Origin of the sequence: Indioceanicola profundi (assembly GCF_003568845.1) — a bacterium.
In the GTDB taxonomy this organism is placed as follows: Bacteria; Pseudomonadota; Alphaproteobacteria; order Azospirillales; family Azospirillaceae; genus Indioceanicola; species Indioceanicola profundi.
Window position 1 is genome coordinate 1,154,750 of the sequence record NZ_CP030126.1, and the last position, 18,416, is coordinate 1,173,165.

Sequence of the window (18,416 nt, forward strand, 5' to 3'; positions counted from 1 at the left end):
TAACAAATCCTCTCCAGCCGTAAACCCCGGCAGTAGTACCGTTTTCCGTTTATTAACCGTGCGGAAGGAGTATGATTTCAAGTGGAGGCTGGGCGGTGGCCCGTCCGTTGCATGGTGTTCCGCCTGAAGCGGCGGCGGACATAGGGGATGAATGCCATGGACCTGAGAAATCTGGGTCTGTTCCGGGTGATGACGGATAAAATGGCTTGGCATAACCAGCGGCAGGAAATTCTTGCCCGGAACGTGGCCAATGCGGACACGCCGGAGTACCGGCCCCACGACATCGTCCCCTTCGACTTCAAGCGGGAACTCCGACAGGCGAAAGGGCTGCCGCTCTCGGGGCAGAAGCCCGGCCACCTTTCCGTCTCGATGGACGGGGACGCCTACCGGGAGGGCAAGACCCGGACGAGCTATGAGACGGCGCCGGCCGGAAACGCGGTGGTGCTGGAGGAGCAGATGATGCTGGTCGGCCGCAACGCCGCCGATTACCAGACCCTGCTGAACATCTACCGCAAGCAGGTGGGCATGCTGCGCACGGCCATTGGCCGTAGCGGCACCCAGTAAGCGCCGGGAGGAGGGGTAAGGAATGTCTACGGACCTGATGAAGAGCCTCGCGATCTCCGCCTCCGGCATGAAGGCGCAGGGTACGCGGTTGCGCATCATTTCGGAAAATCTGGCGAACGCCAACTCGACCGCGCCTTCGCCGGGTGATCTGCCCTACCGCCGCAAGGTGGTCCTGTTCCAGAACGCGCTAGACCGCGAACTCGGCCTCGACACGGTGCAGGTGAAAAAGATCGATGTCGACCGCAGCGATTTCCAACGCCGCTACGATCCCGGACATCCCAGCGCCGATGCCGACGGCTATGTGCTGATGCCCAATGTCAGCACGCTCGTGGAATCCATGGACATGCGCGAGGCGCAGCGGAGCTACGAGGCGAACCTGAACGTGATCGAAAGCACGCGCCAGATGATCATGCGCACCGTCGATCTGCTGCGGAACTGATGTCCGTGTCTGCGGACAAGGAGTGAGCGAACATGGCGATACCTTTTTCCAATGCCGCGGCGGCCTATGCGAACGCTGCCTCCCGTGCGGTCAAGCCGGGCGGCGGGTCCGAAGCCGCGGACGGCCCGTCCTTCGGCGAGATGCTGCGGAGCGCTACGGAGCAGGCGGTCGAGGTGATGCATACGGGTGAGCAGAAGTCGCTGGAAGGCGCCATCGGCAAGGCCGACCTGACGGATGTGGTGAATGCCGTCACGAACGCGGAGACAACGATGCAGGCGGTCGTTTCCGTCCGCGACCGCGTCATCAGCGCGTATCAGGAAATCCTTCGCATGCCCATGTGACGGCCAGCCGGGTTCGCATGACCGACGCCGAAGCAATCGATGTGGCGCGCGAAGCGCTTTACATCTCCCTGATCGTATCCGGGCCGCTGCTGATGATCGCGCTGGTCATCGGCCTGTCCGTGTCGCTGTTCCAGGCACTCACCCAGATTCAAGAACAGACGCTGACCTTCATCCCGAAGATCGTGGCCCTGTTCGTCTCGCTCGTCTTTCTGCTGCCTTTCATGCTGGCGCAGCTCCGCGGGTTGATGGACGGCCTCATGGACAAGATCATCGCCATCGGCGTGGGCGGATAGCATGGATCTGGCGGCATTCGTCGGCGGGTCCGCCTTCGCTTTCATGCTGGTATTCGTCCGCCTGGGCAGCGCCTTCCTCATCATGCCGACGGTGGGGGAGCAGTTCGTCAATCCTCGCATCCGGCTGCTGTTCAGCCTTGCCACCACGCTGCTGGTAACGCCGGTGGTGACGCCGCAGCTTCCGCCGGCTCCGTCGGCGCCGGCCGATCTGGTGGCGCTGATCCTGGCCGAGGTGCTGGTGGGCCTGTTCATCGGAACAATCGCACGGGTGATGATGTCGGCGCTCGAGGTGGCAGGACACTTCATCGCCTCCCAACTCGGGCTTTCCGCAGCACAGGCCTTCAATCCCGCCCTGGCCAGCCCCAGCACGCCCGTTGGGGCATTGCTTGGCATTCTGGCCCTGTTGCTGATCTTCGCCACCGACCTGCACCACATGCTGATCCTGGCAGTGGTGGACAGCTACACGCTGTTCCAGCCCGGCGTCTGGATGCCGCTGGGCGATGTTGCGCAGCACATGACCCGGGTGGTGTCGCAGAGCTTTCTGGTCGGCATGCAGATGGCCGCACCCTTCGTCGTCATCGGGCTGATGTTCTATCTGGGGCTCGGGCTAGTATCCCGGCTGGTTCCGACCATCCAGGTCTTCTTCGTCGGCCTGCCGATCCAGACGATGCTGGGCACGCTGCTGCTGAGCCTCAGCCTCTCCGCCCTGATGCTGTTCTGGCTGGCTGCGTTCGAGGCCCAGCTTATTCCGTTGCTGACGCCCTAGACGGGAGGACGGGCCGATGGCGGAAGATCAGGACGAAGCCTCAAAAACAGAAGACGCATCTGCGAAGAAGCTGGCCGACGCCAGACAGAAGGGGCAGGTCCCGAAATCGCAGGAGTTCAACCATCTGTTCATCATCGGCGCCAGTCTGGTGCTGACGATGACGGTGCTGCCCTGGTCGTTCGGCCAGATGGCCGAGAGCATCCGGCCCTTTCTTGAACGCCCCCATACCATCCCCATGGACCCGGGGGGATTGGCGCCCATCCTGCTGAACGTGCTGTTCAAGAGCGGCATCGGCTTTCTGCCGCCGCTCCTTCTGCTTCTGCTGGCCGGCGTGATGGCGTCCGTCGTGCAGGTCGGCTGGCTTGTCAGTACCGAAAACTTCCTGAGCTTCAAGTTGAGCCGGCTGAATCCACTGACCAATCTGAAGCAGAAATTCTCGGTCAAGAACCTGGTGGAGTTCGGAAAGTCGCTGGCGAAGCTGGCCCTTGTCGGTACGGTCGTCTTCTTCGTGCTGCTGCCGCTCTGGGGTGGGGTGGAGCATCTGATCGCCCTACCTGTCACGGCGTTGGTGGATGAGGCAATGGGCATCGCGGCGAAGGTCATGTTCGCCGTCGTGATGGTGCTTCTGGTGCTGGCGCTTGCCGACTACACGTACCAGCGCTTCGCCTTCATGAAGCAGATGCGCATGACCAAGCAGGAGATGAAGGACGAGTTCAAGCAGATGGAGGGCGATCCGCTGATCAAGGCGAAGATCCGCCAACTGCGTATGGAGCGGTCCCGGGGCCGCATGATGGCGGCCGTGCCGGAGGCGGATGTGGTGGTCACGAACCCGACCCACTATGCCGTCGCCCTGAAGTACGACCAGCTGAACATGGCCGCGCCTAAGGTCGTCGCCATGGGGCAGGACCATATCGCGTTGCGCATCCGCGAGCTCGCCAAGGAGCACGACGTGCCTATCGTGGAGAACCCCCCGTTGGCCCGTGCGCTCTATGCCACGGCGGAAATCGATGAGGAAATCCCGGCGGAGCATTATAAAGCAGTGGCGCAGGTCATTTCATACGTGTTCAAACTGCGCCAGCGCCCAGTGGGCGGCCGTCCGGACTGACGGACATATCCGCAGACCCCTGGAGGGCGGCAGACGCGCAGAGTCCGGGAAAACCCAGATTGCACCAGAACAGCCCGTTCCATCCCCGCAATTCCACCGGACAGACCGCGCCCAATCTTCCGGTCCTCATCCTTGTGCTGGGGCTGCTGGCAGTCGCGCTGTCGGTCTTCGCACTGGTCGGAATGCTCAGCTCTTCTGTCGCGTTTGCGGGGCTGCTCGTCCTGTCCGTCGGTGTGACCGCATCGGCCTTGTTGATGCGGAAGCGGGCGGTCCGGCCGGCTCCGGACAGCTTACTCCCGGACCTGCGGCCGGAACCGGATGAGCCGGCCTGGAAGGCAGAGGCTGCGGCGGGAGAGACGCCGCCGGAACAGCTGGCCCCTGCGCCGTCGGTCGGACGGGCGCCGGGCATCGCCGATGCCGTCGCCATTCTGGCGGAGCATTTCCCCATCGGCATGGTCATAACTGCCGGGGACGGGCGCATTCTGTCCGTGAACGGGCGGCTGGCCGAGTGGTTGGGCCGGGAGGAGGCGGACCTGGTGGGCAGGCCGCTACATGATCTGATCGCCGGCCGTCCAGGGAACCTGCCGACCCACGCTTTGACCCCGCGCCCCGAACGGGAGGCGGAGCTACTGCTGAGCAGGGCAGATGGAACCACCCTGCTTGCCATGCTGATGGAGATCGACCTACCGGAGGATGGAGGGCAGCGCACGGTGACGCTGATCCGTCAGGCCGGCGACACTGCCGAACTGCGGATGCAGTTGGCGCGGGAGCAGCACCGCTTCTCCCGCTTCTTCGAGTTCGCCCCAATCGGCATCGCCCTGGTCGACCCCGACCTGAAGCTGGTGGATTGTAATCAGACCTTCCAGTCCTTTGCCGCCAAGTCCCTGGACGAGATACGCGGCAAGTCCGTGGCCTTGCTGGTGCCGCGCGACCAGCGGGCGGATTTTGTGGCCAGACTTTCGGCCGTTGGCGGGGGCGGGGACGTTACTCCGGACCAGCCGCTGGAAGTACGGATCGGCGGGGCTGGCGGGCCGGTGGTCAACATCTATGTCCGCCGGTTCGATGCGGAGGGCGATCTTGGCGTCCCGGGCCTCATCCTGCACGTCGTCGACATGACGGGGCAGAAGAACTTGGAAGCCCAGTTCGCCCAGTCGCAGAAGATGCAGGCCATTGGCCAGCTCGCCGGCGGCGTGGCGCACGACTTCAACAATCTGCTGACCGCGATGATCGGGTTCTGCGACCTGCTGCTGCTGCGGCACAAGCCGGGCGACCATTCCTTCATCGACATCATGCAGATCAAACAGAATGCCAACCGGGCCGCGAACCTGGTCCGGCAGCTTCTGGCCTTCTCCCGGCAGCAGACGCTTCAGCCCAGAGTGCTGAACATCACCGATGTGCTGGGAGAGCTGTCAAATCTGCTGCGCCGCCTGATCGGTGAGAACATCGAGCTGCGGATGGTCCACGGGCGCGATCTCGGGCTTGTGAAGGTGGACCAGGGCCAGTTGGAGCAGGTGATCATCAATCTGGCGGTCAATGCCCGTGACGCCATGGCCGGCGGCGGGCGCCTGACCATCACCACATCGAATTTCTCCGCCGAAAAGCCCGTGAACCGGCAGACGGAAGTGATGCCGCCCGGCGATTATGTGGTGGTCGAGGTGCAGGATACAGGCTGCGGCATCCCGAAGGAGAATCTGCAGCGGATTTTCGAGCCCTTCTTCTCGACCAAGGAGATCGGGTCGGGCACCGGCCTGGGGCTCTCTACCGTCTACGGCATCGTGCGACAGACGGGCGGATTCGTGTTCGTCGACTCCGTACCGGGCGAGGGCGCGACATTCTCCATCTTCCTTCCGCGCCATGTGGAAACGGTCCAGACCGCCGCCGCCGCGGAGGCGAAGGAGCGCACGCCGGCCGACTTGACCGGTATGGGAACGATCCTGCTGGTGGAGGATGAGGACGCGGTGCGGGTGTTCGGCGCCAGGGCGCTCCGCAACAAGGGCTATCACGTCATGGAAGCCCGGCATGCCGAGCAGGCGCTTGAATTGCTGCGCAAGGACGGGGTGCAGATCGATCTCATCATCACCGATGTGGTGATGCCGCAGATGGACGGACCGACCCTGATCAAGGAAGTCCGGAAGTTCCGGCCGGAGATAAAGGTGATCTTCATTTCCGGCTATACCGAGGACCGGTTCCGGAGCGCCATGGACGACGGTGAAACGCTGGAGTTCCTGCCCAAGCCGTTCAGCCTGAAGCAACTCGCCTCCAAGGTGAAGGAAGTCATGTCGGGCTGAAGCGCGACCGCTTCCATTATTCCCGTTCCACCCAGTCCCCCTCCGGCGTCAGGCAGAGCTGTGACGCGCCCGGCGTTGCGGCCGGCTGGCAGTAGCCCGGAACATCCGGGTCCGCCGCGCCCAGGTTCGGCGTGGTGATCGACCGGAGATCGGGGAAGGGGGCTCCCGGAATTCCTTGCACCGCATAGGGGTCGCCGCCCAGCAGCGGCGAGTCCAGACCGGTGATGAGGCCGGCGGGGGGCGTTCCCAGAGCGACTTCCGGCTCCCGCTCCCGACCGTAGAGCCTTTCATAAGGGTCGGTCGGCATCGAACCCGCTGCCGTGCCGCTCCAACTCGGACCGCGCGGCTCCAGGCCCCGGCCGGCAGGGGCGTACCAGCCGCGGTCGTCGAGCGCGCTCTGGGCGAGCGCGCTTGCGCCAGGCGTGGTCAGCAGGACGGCAAGGGCGGCCAGCCCTGTGGTCCGGAGCAATGGTAGCATCCCGGCCTCCTCACATTTCGTGACTATCCAGGTGGTAACAATCTGGCAGCCTTCAGGGTCCCTGGCAGCGGGCGGGATAGGCGTTTCGTACTGTCGAGAATCCCCGGCCAAATCGACTCGGCTGGGGTGTTCGCGCCTTGTTCAGGCTGGTCGGACACCCATATCAAGGGTCCCCCGCCGGCGGGCCTCAGGACGGTGATCCCCCCTCCGCCGTCCACCCCAGCCTTCCGGCGGGTCCCACCACCCATCTGTCGACTTCCATCACTGTCGCGTTCTGTGCAGCCACAGCCTCCGTTCCGTTCGCCTGAATGAGAACAGAACGAAAACGAATTCGCTTGGCGGCGAAGAACAAACACGGTACATTCCATGCGAGTTGAACACCCGCATGGCTCGTGCGAGAAGGAAGGGGAGACAGTCACATGTCGGCAGCTCCACTGCGTCTGGTTGAAACACCCATGGACAAACAAAAAGCCCTCGACGCCGCCCTCGGCCAGATCGAACGTGCCTTCGGCAAGGGTTCGATCATGAAACTCGGCACGCGCGAGCTGCCGACCGAGGCTGACGTTATTTCATCCGGCTCGCTGGGCCTTGATATCGCGCTCGGCATTGGCGGTTTCCCCCGTGGCCGCATTATCGAGATCTACGGTCCGGAAAGCTCGGGCAAGACCACCTTGGCCCTGCACGCCATCGCGCAGGCCCAGAAGACCGGGGGCGTCTGCGCCTTCGTGGACGCGGAGCATGCGCTCGACCCGTCCTACGCCCGCAAGCTGGGCGTGGACATCGACGAGCTGCTGATCTCCCAGCCCGATGCCGGTGAGCAGGCGCTGGAAATCGCCGACACGCTGGTCCGCTCCGGTGCCATCGACGTGCTGGTGATCGACTCCGTGGCCGCACTGGTTCCGCGGGCCGAGCTGGAAGGCGAGATGGGCGACAGCCATGTCGGCCTGCATGCCCGCCTGATGAGCCAGGCGCTCCGCAAGCTGACCAGCTCGATCAGCAAGTCGAAGTGCATGGTCATCTTCATCAACCAGATCCGCCTGAAGATCGGCGTGATGTTCGGCAATCCGGAGACGACCACGGGCGGCAACGCCCTGAAGTTCTACGCCTCCGTCCGTCTGGACATCCGCCGTATCGGCGCGATCAAGGACCGCGACACGGTGGTTGGCAATCAGACCCGCGTGAAGGTGGTGAAGAACAAGATGGCCCCGCCGTTCCGGGTGGTGGAGTTCGACATCATGTATGGCGAGGGTGTCTCCAAAGTGGGCGAGCTGCTCGACCTCGGCATCCAGGCCGGCGTGGTGGAGAAGTCCGGCGCCTGGTTCTCCTATGATGGCACCCGCATCGGCCAGGGCCGCGAGAACGCCAAGACGTTCCTGCGGAACAACCCGGAAATTTCCGGCGCCATCGAGCAGAAGGTCCGGGCCAATGCCGGCATCGTCGCCGGCGCCATGATGGGCACCCCGGAAGCCGACGCCGACGCTTCCAGCCCGGATTGATCCGGCAGACCCAAACGCCCGGCCACATCGGCCGGGCGTTTTTCTTTGCGCGGCGTGAGGATGGACGGCGCAGGCGCGCCCAGTCCGGTGCCGGTAATCATCATCCTCTGTCCCAGGGCGTGGACAGTCCCCATGTTGCCACGGTAGAACCTCCGTTCCTGCGACGCCCGTCGCATTTGCATCAAGCTTCGGACCAGAGCCGGCATCATGAGCAGCAAGAAGACCGCCAACGACATCCGCGCCACCTTCCTGGACTACTACAAGTCCCAAGGCCATGCCGTGGTGGACTCATCGCCGTTGGTGCCGCGCAACGACCCCACGCTGATGTTCACCAATGCCGGCATGGTGCAGTTCAAGAACGTCTTCACGGGGCAGGAGGTGCGGCCCTACAGCCGCGCCACGACTTCGCAGAAGTGCGTCCGCGCCGGCGGCAAGCATAACGACCTCGAAAATGTCGGCTACACCGCTCGGCACCACACCTTCTTCGAGATGCTGGGTAATTTCAGCTTCGGCGACTATTTCAAGGACGATGCGATCAAGTTCGCCTGGGACCTGATCACCAAGGAATTCGGCCTGCCGAAGGAGAAGCTGTGCGTCACCGTCTATCACACGGACGATGAGGCGGCGGCCATCTGGAAGAAAGTGGCCGGATTCGGCGACGACAAGATCATCCGCATTCCGACCTCCGATAATTTCTGGATGATGGGCGACACCGGCCCCTGTGGCCCCTGTTCGGAGATCTTCTACGATCACGGCCCTCACATCGCCGGCGGCCCGCCGGGCAGCCCGGATGAGGATGGCGACCGTTTCGTCGAAATATGGAATCTCGTCTTCATGCAGTACGAGCAGGTGCCGGACGGGGAGGGCGGCTTCAAGCGCTTGAGCCTGCCGAAGCCCAGCATCGACACCGGCATGGGGCTGGAGCGGCTGACCGCCGTGCTCCAGGGGGTCCACGACAATTACGACACCGATCTTCTCCGTGCCCTGATTCTCGCCTCGGCCGATGCGACGGGCACGTCGCCGGACGGCCCGCATGCGGTGAGCCATCGGGTCATCGCCGACCACCTGCGCGCCTCCGCCTTCCTCATCGCAGACGGCGTCACGCCCTCCAAGGAGGGTCGCGGATACGTGCTGCGCCGGATCATGCGGCGCGCGATGCGCCATGCCCATATCCTGGGCGCCAAGGACCCGGTGATGCACCGGCTCGTTCCTGCCCTGGTGCGCGAGATGGGCGGTCACTATACCGAGCTGCAACGTGCCCAGCCGCTGATCACCGAGACCCTGCGGACGGAGGAAACCCGCTTCAAGGCTCTGCTGGACCGCGGGCTGAAGCTGCTGGCGGATGAGGAGGAGAAGCTCTCCCCCACCGACCCTCTGCCGGGCCAGGTGGCCTTCACGCTCTACGACACCTTCGGTTTCCCGCTGGACCTGACACAGGACGTGCTGCGCGCCAAGAAGCGCCCGGTGGATGTGGACGGCTTCAACGCCGCCATGGAGGAGCAGCGCCGCAAGGCGCGCGCCGCCTGGGCCGGTTCCGGCGAGGCCGCGACCGAAAAGGTGTGGTTCGAACTGAAGGAGGAGGTCGGCGCGACCGAGTTCCTGGGCTACGACACCGAGGTGGCGGAAGGTCAGGTCACGGCCATCCTGACGCCTGCTGGTGAGCGGCTGACCTCTGCCGCGGCTGGCACGGACGTGATCGTCGTCGTCAACCAGACCCCGTTCTACGGCGAATCGGGCGGGCAGGTCGGCGACAGCGGCGTCATGTTCTCGGGCGAGGGCACCGAGGTCACTGTGCGCGACACCACCAAGAAGCTGGGGGCGGTCTTCGCCCATGCTGCAGCAGTGACCAAGGGTAACCTGTCCGTGGGCGACGTGGTGGAAATGCGGGTGGACACCACCCGGCGCGCCGCCATCCGTGCCAACCACTCGGCCACGCACCTGTTGCATGAGGCGCTGCGCCGCCGCCTTGGCGAGCATGTGACGCAGAAGGGCTCGCTCGTTGCGCCGGAGCGGCTGCGCTTCGACATCTCCCAGCCGAATCCATTGTCGGCCGAGGACATCCGCGCCGTGGAGGAGGCGGTGAACGCCCGTATCCTCGGCAATTCCGACGTGACGACCCGCCTGATGACCCCGGATGAAGCCATCGCGCTCGGCGCCATGGCGCTGTTCGGCGAGAAGTACGGAGACGAAGTCCGCGTGGTCTCCATGGGCGGCATGGAGGAAGGCGCGAACAAGGAGTTCAGCGTCGAGCTCTGCGGCGGCACCCACGTTCGCCGTACCGGCGATATCGGCCTGTTCAAGATCGTGAACGAGGGCGCTGTCGCCGCCGGCATCCGCCGCATCGAGGCCCTGACCGGCCGCGGCGCGTTCGAATATCTGGAGGAGCAGGAAGCACGGCTGCAGCAGGCGGCGTCTGCCCTGAAGGTTCCGCCCGCCGAGGTTCCGGCCAAGGTAGCGAGCCTGGTGGAGGAGCGCCGCAAGCTGGAACGCGAGTTGGCCGACCTCCGCCGTCAGGTGGCGCTTGGCGGCGGCGGGACTGCTGCTGCTCCGGCTGCCAAGGATCTTGGCGGCGTGAAGTTCATCGGACGAGTTGTTGCCGACCTGCCGGCCAAGGATCTGAAACCCTTCGCGGACGAGATGAAGAAGCAGGTCGGCTCCGGCGTGGTGACTGTGATCTCCGTCGCGGATGGAAAGGCGTCAATCGTCGTGGGGGTGACCGAGGACCTGACCAGCCGGATCAGCGCCGTCGATCTGGTCAAGGTCGGCGCTGCTGCCCTGGGCGGAAAGGGCGGCGGTGGCCGCCCTGACATGGCTCAGGCCGGCGGCCCGGATGGTGGCAAGGCCGACGACGCCGTGGCCGAGATCGAGACCGCTGTGAGTCAGGCCGTGGCAGCCGCGGCCTGACGTGTTCCGCAGGTCGGGCCGAGCTTCAGGACGGCCCGGCATCCTCTCCGCAGGAACGTCGAGTTCTGCCCCACCCACGACAAGGAAGTCAGCATGGTTCGTTTCGAAGGCACCTCCTCCTACATCGCCACGGACGACCTGCGGGTAGCAGTGAATGCCGCGGTGACGTTGCAGCGGCCGCTGCTGGTAAAGGGGGAGCCGGGGACGGGCAAGACTGTGCTGGCGCAAGAGGTTGCGGCGGCGCTCGGCCGGCGACTGATCTCCTGGCACATCAAGTCCACCACCAAGGCCCAGCAGGGCCTGTACGAGTATGACGCCGTCTCCCGCCTACGCGACAGCCAGCTAGGGGATGAGCGGGTCAAGGACATCCGGAACTACATCCGCAAAGGCAAGCTGTGGGAGGCGTTCGAGGCCGAGGATTCGCCTGTCCTGCTGATCGACGAGATCGATAAGGCCGATATCGAGTTCCCGAACGACCTGCTGTTGGAACTCGACCGGATGGAGTTCTTCGTCTACGAGACGGGAGAGACTATCCGGGCGAAGCAGCGCCCGGTGGTCATCATCACCTCCAACAATGAGAAGGAGTTGCCGGACGCTTTCCTGCGCCGCTGCTTCTTCCACTATATCCGCTTCCCCGATGCCGACACGATGAGCCGCATCGTGAATGTGCATTTCCCCGACCTGAAGCAGGAGATGCTGCGCCAGGCGCTGACCATCTTCTATGAAGTCCGCGAGATACCGGGCTTGAAGAAGAAGCCCAGCACGTCGGAGCTGCTGGACTGGATCAAGCTGCTGCTGGTGGAGGATGTGGATGCCGCCACATTGCGCGACCGTGATCCCAAGAAGCTGATCCCGCCGCTGCACGGCGCCTTGCTGAAGAACGAGCAGGATGTGCATCTGTTCGAGCGTCTGGCGTTCCTGGCCCGGCGACAGGGCGGCTGACCGTCCTCAGACGCGGGACCAGTTGAAGCAGCCGGCCGGCAGAATGCCGTTTCCGACCAGCAGCGCGCCGTGGCGGTAAAGGGTCAGTGGCGAGTGGTTTGGTCCCGGCTGAATCGCCCAGAGCTGACCCGACGGATCATTCCAGACTACCCGACCATCCAGAGCGGCGGCGGCATGGAAGGCATCGGTGGGGCTGCTGCCCGGCCGGAACAGCACCATGACCGGGCCGCCATCGCCGGGCGGGAGTGCGGAAACGGCTCCGGCTCCGAGAATTATGGCGGCAATGACAGCAACTCTCGCCGCGTTCCGCCCCGGCCCGCCTTGACCATCCTCTTCGATGCCGCGAACACGGATCAGGATGCCGGCCGCAACCGCCGCCACACCGAACAGGAAGAACCAGATCAGATCCCACAGAAGGGGCGAGGAACTGTCCATGCGGATGCGGTGGATGCCCAGCACCCAGTGGGACAGGATCGAATCCACGATATGCCAAGCCCCGAAGCCGATAAGGGCATTGGCGAACAGAAGCCGGTCGGTGCCGGGTACGGTTGTCAGTCGACGCGCCTGCCAGAGCAGCCAGAGGGCGGCTGCGACGATCACGTACATCAGCGCGTGGAAAAGCCCATCGGCCAGAACCAGGGTACGCAGATCGCCGTTGGCTCCGTCCACGCCGCTCAACAGATGATGCCATTGCAGGATCTGGTGCAGCAGAATGCCGTCGAAGAATCCGCCGAGACCGAAGCCCAGCATATAGCCCGCCCATTGGAAACGGCGAAGCTGGGAGGAAGCTGTACGGGATGGCGCGGTCGTCATGCGGCTGCTCGTTCCTGCGGCCCGAAGGGCACCACAGGTTCAATGGCCGCGGGTTCAGCGAGGTTCCGTCAGACGGCAGTGCCGATAACCAGGGGCCAAGCGGCCCGGCAGCGCTCCGAGAAGACGCGCAGATGCCCGATGGCACGCACGCCGGCATCTGCCGGGGCGATTACCTGGTGCCGGACATCAGCATGGGGATAGAAGGCGGCAAGGTCGCGGACCACGGGCGGCGGGATCATGGGATCGTCCAGCACGCCAATGAGCCGCACCTTGCAGGTGACCCGCGCCGGATCGGGATTCGGCAGGGTCTTGCCCCAGTCCACCCGGTAGAAGCGCCGGGACGTGCACCAGCGACGCCATTGCCAATAGACATTGGCCGGCAGGTCAGTCCCCATGCCCAGCAGCCTGCCGGGCATGTACCCCATGATCCTGGTCAGAAGCGGGCCGGCCAGGAACCAGAAGGCCAGTACCTGAGGCAGAAATCCCCGCGGATGGCGGCGCCAATAGGCTGGGCCGGACCCGACGGCAATCATTTCCCGCACCCTACCGGCCTGGCTGTGGAACGGCAGGAACATTCCGCCCAGCGAATGGCCGATCACTTCAACCGGGAGGTCCGGGAACTCATGGCAGATGAAGTCCAGGGCGGCATTCTGATCCACCACTCCCCAATCGCCCATTGTGGCGCGGGCAGCACGCACGGGTCCGCGGGCGGAGTGGCCGCTGTCGCGATAGTCGTAGATCAGCACAGCCGCCTGCTTAGTGTCCGCGACCCAACGGGCGAACCGGGCGTAATAGTCCCGCGGCACGCCTGTCGCCCCGTGCAGGACGATGGCAACCGCCGGCTCAGCATCCGGAAGAAGCAGCCGCCCGGCGAGCAGCCTTCCATCGGGGCAGGGGACATCTACAGGGCAGTCAGTCTCGGTCATCGTCTTGGTCCAGCCATGGGCGGACCATTAAAACACGAACGGTCGTTCTATCAAGGTCCGCTTGGCAGGACGTGGAGGGGTACAGAGCTGCTCTACAGCAGGTCGCGCAGTCGGTACCACATCATGGCCAGGACCAGGGCCGGAGTCTTCAGCGGGCCCGGACCGGGGAAAGGAGCATGGGGAATGCGGGCGAAGACGTCGAAGCGTTCGGCCTGTCCGGCCACTGCTTCGGCCAGGATGCGTCCGCACACGGCTGTAAGCGCCACGCCATGACCGCTGTAGCCCTGGGCGAACAATGTAGTGTCGCTGATCCGGCCAAGATGGGGCGTGCGGTTCATGGTGATGGCGACATGGCCACCCCAGCAGAAATCCACAGCGGCATCGCGGAGCTGCGGGAACACCTTTATCATGGTGCTGCGCAGGGACCGCTTCAGGTCCGGCCGGTCCAGGCCGGAATAGCTGACTCCGCCGCCGAACAGCATGCGATGATCCTTTGACCGGCGGAAATAGTTCAGCACGAAATTCACATCGGCAACCGCATATCCGGGCGGGATCAATGAGGTGGCCAGATTCTCTCCCAGGACTTCCGTCGCGATCATGTAGGTCGCGACGGGCATGATCCGTTGGCGGAGTTTCGGCACCAGCCCGCCGAGATAGGCGTTCCCGGCGAGCACCAGGAACTTCGCCCTGACCCGCCCGCGATCCGTCTGGGCCCAGGGCTCGGCTCCCGTATCAACGCGGGTGACCTTGGACTCCTCATGGATCACGACCCCCAGGCTCTCCGCCGCGCGGCCAAGACCGATGGCGTAGTTCAGGGGATGGAGCTGCCCGCTCCCCTCATCCACCAGCCCGCCGACATAGGTCGGGCTGTCCACCAGAGACCTGATTTCCTCCCGCGGGATCAGCCGGGTGCGATCGTAGCCGAGCCCCTGCAACTCCTCCTGCCATAGCCGCAACTCATCCATGTGACGCGGCTTGATGCCGGCCAGCAGATAGCCCCAACGCAGGTCGCAATCGATGTCGAAGCGGTCCACCAGCCCGGCGACGATGCCCTTGGCCTCTTCGCTCATTTCCCACAGGTGGCGGGCGTCATCCTCGCCGACCCACCGCTTCAGCGTGTCGACAGGCTTGTTGTACCCGGTGATGAGCTGTCCGCCATTACGTCCCGACGCTCCCCAGCCGACCCGTTCCGCCTCCAGCACCACGACCTTGTAGCCGCGTTCAGCCAGATGAATGGCGGTGATCAGCCCGGTATAGCCTGCGCCGACGATGCAGACATCCGCCTCCACATTCCCCGCCAGCGGAGGACGTGCAGGTGATTCGTTGGCCGTGGCGGCATACCAGGAGGGAGCATGGGGCTTAGGCATGGGGCGGTTCCGTCGGTCGCAAGGAGCAATGGGCGAACTGCGGCGGAGCGGGGTCCGGCATCCCGCCGCGATCCCGCGTCCAGTCAACGCCGGACGCGTCGAGCGGCCTAGGTTTTGCCTTGGCGCACGCGGGCGCGGCGGGTGGGGCTGTCCGTTGTGTCCTTGAGCATCCGCTCCGCCCGGCGGGCCTGGCTTGCGGCCAGGGTGAAGTCCTTCGCCATGCGGGCATAGATCCGGCTGGTGTCCAGCCCTTCACGCCGCTGCGCCGGCTCCCAGTTCGGGTCCAGCATGCGGAACCGCAGGCTCTGGGCCTTGCGGGCAGCCAATGCGGCCAGCGGACCATAGGGCGGGGCGAGCTTCTCCAGCTTGCGGGTGTCGCCCTGGAACCGGAACGGCAGGTCGAAGTTCAACCGCTCAACCTCGAACGGCGCATCGGGCGTGCCGGAGGTCTGATCCTGGAGGGTGCGGGCGGTGGCGGACGCCGCTTCAAGGTTCACTGCCAGGGCATGGATGTCGGCCAGATGCCCCAGCGCCTCCGTATCCTCCAGCTTTCGGCCCTTGCCGCGTCGGGAAACGGTCCAGCGGAAGCTGACGAAGATGCGCAGCGCCAGATAGACGGCCGCGGCGATGATCACACCGATGATAACGGTGTTGTTCGAGAAGAGGTCGAGCATGCGGGGCAGAGTGCCCCAGCCCGGCCGGCGGGGCAAGCCGGCCGGGCGGCATGGCCGTCAGGACGAACGGAGGTACCAGGCATATTCCAGCGGGGTCACCACCGCAGCGAACTTGTCCCGCTCCGCCAGCTTGGTGATCCGGTAGACATCCACGAATTCGTCCCCGAACCACCGGCGCAGGACGCTGGATTGTCCGAATAGCTCCAAAGCCGATTCCCAGGTAGCGGGCAGCTTCGGCGCCGAGGCTGTATAGGCGTTCCCTTCCGTAGCCGGGCCGGGATCGGCCTTGCTGTCGAGGCCGTGCAGCAATCCAGCCAGTAGACCCGCGACGACCAGATAGGGATTCGCGTCGGCCCCGGCGATCCGGTACTCCACCCGCCGCGACTCCGGCGGGCCGGCGGGAATGCGGAGCGGGGCGGTGCGGTTGTTGACGCCCCAGGTGACCACCGTGGGGGCGTAGCTGCCGACCTGGAAACGCCGCCAGCTATTGGCCCCCGGTGCAGCAAGCGCCATGGAGGCGGGCAGGGTCTCCGCCAGTCCGCCGATGCAGTGTCGGAGCGCTTCGCTACCCTCCGGCGCCTCGGCGGCGAAGATGTTGCGGCCGTCGGAGTCCAGCACGCTCATATGCACATGCATGCCGCTGCTGGCCTGATCGGTATAGGGTTTGGCCATGAAGGTGGCCTCGAAGCCGTGGCGCTGCGCCACCGACTTTACCACCCGCTTGAAGAGCACGGCATCGTCCGTGGCCTTCAGCGCATCGGCCACATGGTGCAGTGTGATCTCGTACTGGCCGGGACCGTATTCAGCGATGGCCGTGCCGGCAGGGATGCCCTGGGCACGGGCCATCGCGGTGATGTCGTCCAGCACCGCCTCGAAATCCTCGAGTTCGGCAAGGCCATAGACCTGCGTGCGATCCTGCGGCAGGCCGCTGCGCGGGCTCACCGGCGGGCGCGGCGGCTCATCCGATCCGCGGCCACCGGCCAGCAGATAGAATTCAAGTTCCACCGCGATAACCGGAGTGAGACCGCGATCCGCCAGCTCGCCGACCAGCCTCTCCACCAGCGAGCGTGGGGCGAGCGGGTAGGGGCTTCCGTCCGGGCTGCGCATGGTGAGCATCATCTGCCCCAGGGGCCGGGCTGCCCAGGGTACCGGCGCCAGCGTTCCGGGAACCGGCATGCAGGTCTGGTCCGGCACGCCCCGCTCGATGGACATGCCGGTCTCCTCGATCGTCTCGCCCGTGATGTCCACGGCGAAGGTGCAGCCGGGCAGGGCCACCCCGTCCGTCATGACCTTGCCCAGTTCATCCACGGGAACCCGTTTGCCCCTGAACACGCCGCACAGGTCAGGCAGCAGCACATCCACCGCCGTGATGTCGGGGTGCCGGGTCAGGAAATCCTGGATTTCGCGGGATACAGGGTGTTCGGTCATGGCCGGTCTATACAGGCTGAGGAGTGCCGCATGCTCGGCGCGCGATCCCGCCCCTGTCAATGGGCGTCTTCCCCCCGCCCGAAAGGAGAATGCGGGTGGAAGATGGCGTGAGACCCCTTGCCCGCCCCCCGGCTTCTGCCCCTATACTGGACTTCCCAGCAACAACGCGGAGGGCTGCGGGCGCACCCACGTAATCTTCAGTCCGTTCGCATGCTTTGCGGACAGGGCCGCCAACCCGCGGCGATTTCATGAGTACCTTAGAAGACTTTATCCGTTCTCGGTCCATCACCGAGGTTGAATGTCTTGTGCCCGACATGTCGGGCATCGCCCGCGGGAAGATCCTGCCGGCGGAGAAATTCCTTCGCATTCTGCGCGACCGCGGTCTCCGGCTCCCGGAGTCCATCTTCGTGCAGACCGTGACCGGCGAATATCCCGAGGAGGAGGACGTCACCAGCGCCGAGAACTGGGACGTCTACATGATCCCCGATCCAGAGACGATCCGCGCCGTGCCCTGGTACACGGAGCCGACCGCCCAGGTGATCTGCGACTGCCTCTATGCGGACGGCAGCCCGGTCGACATCTCGCCGCGCTATGTGCTTCAGCGCGTGCTCGATCTATACGACGCCAAGGGCTGGCAGCCCATCGTGGCGCCGGAGCTGGAGTTCTTCCTTGTTTCAATGAACAAGGACCCGGACTATCCGCTCGTTCCGCCTGTCGGGCGTTCCGGTCGGCAGGAGAGCGGCCGGCAGGCCTACGGCATCGACGCGGTCAACGAGTTCGACCCGATCTTCGAGGATGTCTACGAGTTCTGCGACAAGCAGGACATCGACGTGGACACGATGAGCCATGAAGCCGGCGCCGCCCAGATCGAGATAAACTTCAATCATGGCGATGCCCTGGCCCTGGCCGACCAGGTGTTCCTGTTCAAGCGGACAGTCCGCGAGGCGGCAATCCGGCATAATGTCTATGCCACCTTCATGGCGAAGCCGATGCAGAACGAGCCCGGCAGCGCTATGCACGTCCACCAGTCCGTGGTGGACAAGGAGAGCGGCCGGAACCTGTTTGGCGGCGCCGATGGCAGCGACACCCCGATGTTCATGAGCTTCATCGCCGGGCTGCAGAAGTATCTGCCCTATGCGATGCCGATGCTGGCGCCGAATGTGAACAGCTACCGGCGTCTGGTGCAAGGCTCCGACGCGCCGATCAACGTGCATTGGGGCCGCGACAACCGCACTACCGGTTTCCGCGTGCCGGTCAGCCCGCCCGAGGCGCGGCGGGTTGAGAACCGGGTGGCGGGCGCCGACGCCAACCCGTATCTGGCCATCGCGGCCAGTCTGGCCTGCGGCTATCTGGGCGTGATGCAGCAGTTGGAGCCGTCCGACCCGGTAAAGGGCAGTGCCCACCGGCTGGCCTTCTCCCTGCCTCGCCATCAGGCGGATGCGCTGAACAAGTTCAACGCCTGCAAGCCGCTGAAGGAGGTTCTCGGCGAACGCTTCGTGGATGCCGTCAGCTATGTGAAGCAGGCGGAGTACGAGGCGTACCAGCGGGTCATCAGCTCCTGGGAGCGTGAGAACCTGCTGCTGAACGTCTGA

At 64.9% G+C, this 18,416-nt stretch carries 17 protein-coding genes; 11 read left to right on the forward strand and 6 right to left on the reverse strand.

Annotated features, from left to right (window positions below; translation table 11 throughout):
• Window positions 1-156 precede the first annotated feature (156 nt).
• Genes flgB through DOL89_RS05465 form a run of 7 tightly spaced genes read left to right on the forward strand, consistent with a single transcriptional unit; the run spans window position 157 to window position 5,796 of the window.
• Entirely contained in the window at window positions 157-564 is a 408-nt protein-coding gene (flgB, locus tag DOL89_RS05435; protein ID WP_119680270.1) for a flagellar basal body rod protein FlgB, read from the forward strand.
• 22 nt (window positions 565-586) lie between these two features.
• Window positions 587-1,003: a flagellar basal body rod protein FlgC gene (gene flgC, locus DOL89_RS05440; protein WP_119678218.1), complete on the forward strand. Its 417-nt coding sequence runs from the start codon at window positions 587-589 to the stop codon at window positions 1,001-1,003.
• 32 nt (window positions 1,004-1,035) lie between these two features.
• Window positions 1,036-1,344 carry a flagellar hook-basal body complex protein FliE gene (locus tag DOL89_RS05445; RefSeq protein ID WP_119678219.1) on the forward strand — a complete coding sequence of 103 codons (309 nt, stop codon included), beginning with the start codon at window positions 1,036-1,038 and terminating at the stop codon, window positions 1,342-1,344.
• 17 nt (window positions 1,345-1,361) lie between these two features.
• Window positions 1,362-1,637, forward strand: a complete 276-nt coding sequence (fliQ, locus tag DOL89_RS05450; RefSeq protein ID WP_119680271.1) for a flagellar biosynthesis protein FliQ — start codon at window positions 1,362-1,364, stop codon at window positions 1,635-1,637.
• 1 nt (window position 1,638) lies between these two features.
• On the forward strand, window positions 1,639-2,403 hold the full coding sequence (fliR, locus tag DOL89_RS05455) for a flagellar biosynthetic protein FliR (protein WP_119678220.1): 765 nt from the start codon (window positions 1,639-1,641) through the stop codon (window positions 2,401-2,403).
• Between the two features lie 16 nt (window positions 2,404-2,419).
• Window positions 2,420-3,508 (forward strand): flagellar biosynthesis protein FlhB, encoded by a 1,089-nt coding sequence (flhB, locus tag DOL89_RS05460; protein ID WP_119678221.1) that lies wholly within the window; start codon window positions 2,420-2,422, stop codon window positions 3,506-3,508.
• 59 nt (window positions 3,509-3,567) lie between these two features.
• Complete coding sequence (locus tag DOL89_RS05465; protein WP_225889909.1) at window positions 3,568-5,796, forward strand: hybrid sensor histidine kinase/response regulator; 2,229 nt, start codon at window positions 3,568-3,570, stop codon at window positions 5,794-5,796.
• A gap of 16 nt (window positions 5,797-5,812) precedes the next feature.
• Here the strand turns inward: DOL89_RS05465 and DOL89_RS05470 are convergent, their stop codons facing one another.
• Window positions 5,813-6,274, reverse strand: a complete 462-nt coding sequence (locus tag DOL89_RS05470; RefSeq protein ID WP_162937347.1) for a hypothetical protein — start codon at window positions 6,272-6,274, stop codon at window positions 5,813-5,815.
• 419 nt (window positions 6,275-6,693) lie between these two features.
• Between DOL89_RS05470 and recA the strand changes: the two genes are divergently transcribed.
• The 3 genes from recA to DOL89_RS05485 all read left to right on the forward strand — a co-directional run bounded on the left by recA (window position 6,694) and on the right by DOL89_RS05485 (window position 11,616).
• Complete coding sequence (gene recA, locus DOL89_RS05475; protein WP_119678223.1) at window positions 6,694-7,770, forward strand: recombinase RecA; 1,077 nt, start codon at window positions 6,694-6,696, stop codon at window positions 7,768-7,770.
• Window positions 7,771-7,977: 207 nt separating this feature from the next.
• Window positions 7,978-10,674 (forward strand): alanine--tRNA ligase, encoded by a 2,697-nt coding sequence (alaS, locus tag DOL89_RS05480; RefSeq protein WP_119678224.1) that lies wholly within the window; start codon window positions 7,978-7,980, stop codon window positions 10,672-10,674.
• Between the two features lie 93 nt (window positions 10,675-10,767).
• Complete coding sequence (locus tag DOL89_RS05485; protein WP_119678225.1) at window positions 10,768-11,616, forward strand: AAA family ATPase; 849 nt, start codon at window positions 10,768-10,770, stop codon at window positions 11,614-11,616.
• A 6-nt stretch (window positions 11,617-11,622) separates the two neighbouring features.
• Here DOL89_RS05485 and DOL89_RS05490 read toward each other — a convergent pair whose 3' ends face one another.
• From DOL89_RS05490 to DOL89_RS05510, 5 genes are all read right to left on the reverse strand, one after another.
• The gene (locus tag DOL89_RS05490) at window positions 11,623-12,429 is read right to left on the reverse strand and encodes a DUF2243 domain-containing protein (protein WP_119678226.1); all 807 of its coding nucleotides are present in this window, start codon (window positions 12,427-12,429) and stop codon (window positions 11,623-11,625) included.
• A gap of 68 nt (window positions 12,430-12,497) precedes the next feature.
• Window positions 12,498-13,355, reverse strand: coding sequence for an alpha/beta hydrolase family protein (locus DOL89_RS05495; RefSeq protein ID WP_119678227.1), 858 nt, complete (start codon window positions 13,353-13,355; stop codon window positions 12,498-12,500).
• A gap of 92 nt (window positions 13,356-13,447) precedes the next feature.
• The gene (locus DOL89_RS05500; RefSeq protein WP_119678228.1) at window positions 13,448-14,722 is read right to left on the reverse strand and encodes an NAD(P)/FAD-dependent oxidoreductase; all 1,275 of its coding nucleotides are present in this window, start codon (window positions 14,720-14,722) and stop codon (window positions 13,448-13,450) included.
• A gap of 107 nt (window positions 14,723-14,829) precedes the next feature.
• A complete protein-coding gene (locus DOL89_RS05505; protein WP_119678229.1) occupies window positions 14,830-15,396 on the reverse strand; it encodes a hypothetical protein in 567 nt (188 codons plus the stop codon).
• Window positions 15,397-15,453: 57 nt separating this feature from the next.
• On the reverse strand, window positions 15,454-16,824 hold the full coding sequence (locus tag DOL89_RS05510; RefSeq protein WP_119678230.1) for a glutamine synthetase family protein: 1,371 nt from the start codon (window positions 16,822-16,824) through the stop codon (window positions 15,454-15,456).
• Window positions 16,825-17,072: 248 nt separating this feature from the next.
• On the opposite strand from DOL89_RS05510, the gene DOL89_RS05515 reads away from it, so the two are divergent.
• On the forward strand, window positions 17,073-18,416 hold the full coding sequence (locus DOL89_RS05515) for a glutamine synthetase family protein (RefSeq protein ID WP_119678231.1): 1,344 nt from the start codon (window positions 17,073-17,075) through the stop codon (window positions 18,414-18,416).